Here is a 2,512-nt window from a genome sequence, read left to right as displayed (position 1 = left end):
TGTGACTCAGGTTCAGTTATATAGGATTTTTTACGTTCCTTTTGAATAGCCCGAAGATTAATTCTTAAGCATAGTTGTAACAACCTAACAATCAACTTGAAAATTTATGCTCGGAATTGCTGTAATTTGATAGATTTATTGGTTGAATGTTTCATTTCTCCGATTCTTCCTTCAAAACAATCAATTGTAGGGCTACCTATTGTTCGATTTTGTAAATGCGAACCAGAAATTTGAAATCAAATTGATTTATGTGAACCAATCAGGTATAAAATTTGGAGCGACTTTTTTGTCCAGCTGTACCGATTAACCGTGAAATGCCAATTCTTAATAAAAAAAGGAGCATTGCAAACCCGATAAGTCCAAATTGCCAATATATAAAGTTATTCAGTGTATGCTTAATAATATTCCCATTCAAGGCAATCATGGCTATTGCAAAAAAAAGGAAGATGAAGAAATAATCTGTTTTATAATAATTTCTAAATTGAAATAGGTTTATGGTTATCCCTAAAATTGCCAAGGAAGCCAAGATATTGAGGTGATAGCCTTGCCAAAAAATAAGGCCAATAGTCAAGATTATTAAAGTTAAGGATAAAAGTGATAATTGCTTGGCAGGGTAAAGTTGAGGTGTTTTAGATCGATTTAAGGCGGTGGAATCTCCTTGGAGAATTTTTTTGTAGGGTATTTTTTCTTGGATCAAAGCAAAGATTAAGAAGATAGTAAAGAAGCAATTGAAAATAGGTGTTGCCCCAAACCCAAGAAAAATAGTCAAGATCAATAAAGCTATAGAAAGCGGAATAACCAATAAAAGACCATGAGGCGAATATTTTTGACTTAATATCAAAGAGCCAACGATAACTTCATAAATGGCAGAAGAGTACCATATAAAAATAATAAAATCAGATTTTAAAATTTCTGGTAAATAAACTGGACCAATAATATTTCCAAGATACTCAGGTGCAAGTCTACTTAATCCTGCAGATAAGTATATAAACCCAAGAGCTAAACGTATCATCAAAGCAGTAAGTTGTCGGTTATTCATCGATATTAATTTATAGGTTATAAGACTGAGATTTTAAATTTTTTGAAATAAACCTTAAATCTATTATCGCTTTGTCCGACTTTATAAATACACACATCAATTGCAAAAAACGCCTTGTTCAACTGATTAAACGTTTAACGCCATTTCATTTCCTGACGTAAATTTTTGCAAAAGGGAAGGCTTTCAATCTGCAAAAGCTCTACAGCGCTACAAATAAATTCTGTCTCCAAAGATGCTTGAGTCAATACCTCCCCTGAAGCATCCCAAATGGTACTCATCCCAACAAATGATTCATAAACACCATCTATTTCCTCTATGCCAGTCCTGTTGGAGAGCGCAATGGGAGTGTTGAATTCCAAAGCTCGTGATTTTGCAATAATAGGACTCATGTCTGACCCAAATGCACAAGGAGAACATATAAGTCCCACCTTATCAGCTTTTATTTGCCTAAATAGCGATGAGTCCCATAAGTCAAAACATGAAATCAGTGCTATTTTTCCAAAATCGGTTTCAATGGGATTTATCCTCCAAATTGGATTGGAGGCAAAAGTTATTTTCTCATCATCAGTAATATGGATTTTAGCTTGGGCGCCCAAAATGCCAGTTTCATTGATAAGATAAGAAATATTGTAAATTTTGTTATCAATCATTTTTGGAATGGCAAACACGATGTGGGTATTTAGGAAACCGGCAAATGAAGTCATTTCATCTATGGTTTTATTCCAAAATGTTGGAGAGGAATACAAAATCCATTTTTCCTTACTCAGGAAATAACCAGAAGTACACAATTCAGGAAGAACAATCAAATCTGCTTTTTTGGATAGCAACCCAATTTTTATTTGATTGAGGTTATCTTCAAAATTTGCTTGTACGACAGGAAACTGGAAACAGGCTACTTTCATAGTGTAATAGGAGTTTGCTCACAAATTTCATGTAATTTATTTTTGCTTTGTTCTACTTTCTAAATTTGAACAACAAAGCAAGTTATTGACTTCGGAATGAAGGTCTTGTTGAAAAAGTCTCTGGTATCCCAGTACTACCTATTAGTAGGAAGCTCATTATCGCTTTCATTTGAACCTTGCGATTTTTGGGAGCTATACTTTCTAGCATTGTTTCTATTGCTTTTTTGTATGGTTCAATTTTGTTATCATATAAAGAGACCTCTTTTTCACTTGATTTATTCTCCAACAAGTTTTCGCTTATTTTTATAAAATCTGAAATTTTTGATTCCGCATTTTTCAAAGCTGTTGAGTCAGCAGGTTCACTGTAAACTGATTTGAGATCAATAGCATCTACCATTTCTTTAAGGATTGATGTATTTTCATGAATTTCAATCAATAAATAATTTGTAACTACTCAGGTACATTATTTACTGACCAATATTCAAGTATTTGGAGTCTTGTGCTCCTTTGTAGCGTATTGACGCGTATTTGTATGTTAATGTACGAAAATCAGCTTTAAAGTTGGTTTATC

The 2,512-nt window shown here is 33.2% G+C and carries 3 protein-coding genes; all 3 read right to left on the bottom strand.

The genetic code is table 11. The features are described 5' to 3' along the window. Positions 1-259: 259 nt before the first annotated feature. The 3 genes from MM239_RS20675 to MM239_RS20665 all read right to left on the bottom strand — a co-directional run bounded on the left by MM239_RS20675 (position 260) and on the right by MM239_RS20665 (position 2,377). Positions 260-1,039 carry a hypothetical protein gene (locus tag MM239_RS20675; protein ID WP_241350229.1) on the bottom strand — a complete coding sequence of 260 codons (780 nt, stop codon included), beginning with the start codon at positions 1,037-1,039 and terminating at the stop codon, positions 260-262. A 134-nt stretch (positions 1,040-1,173) separates the two neighbouring features. Further along, positions 1,174-1,941, bottom strand: a complete 768-nt coding sequence (locus MM239_RS20670) for a carbon-nitrogen hydrolase family protein (RefSeq protein WP_241350228.1) — start codon at positions 1,939-1,941, stop codon at positions 1,174-1,176. An 82-nt stretch (positions 1,942-2,023) separates the two neighbouring features. Beyond that, the gene (locus MM239_RS20665) at positions 2,024-2,377 is read right to left on the bottom strand and encodes a hypothetical protein (protein WP_241350227.1); all 354 of its coding nucleotides are present in this window, start codon (positions 2,375-2,377) and stop codon (positions 2,024-2,026) included. Positions 2,378-2,512: the final 135 nt, after the last annotated feature.

The sequence above is a fragment of the Belliella filtrata genome (assembly GCF_022549775.1).
Taxonomy (GTDB): Bacteria; Bacteroidota; Bacteroidia; order Cytophagales; family Cyclobacteriaceae; genus Belliella; species Belliella filtrata.
The sequence above is the reverse complement of the archived record's forward strand: the minus strand, read 5'-3'. Positions and strand labels throughout refer to the sequence as shown.

Excerpts from the sequence above, each read along its gene's own strand:
- MM239_RS20675 (WP_241350229.1), bottom strand. The coding sequence starts at position 1,039 with ATGAATAACCGACAACTTACTGCTTTGATGATACGTTTAGCTCTTGGG.
- MM239_RS20670 (WP_241350228.1), bottom strand. The coding sequence starts at position 1,941 with ATGAAAGTAGCCTGTTTCCAGTTTCCTGTCGTACAAGCAAATTTTGAA.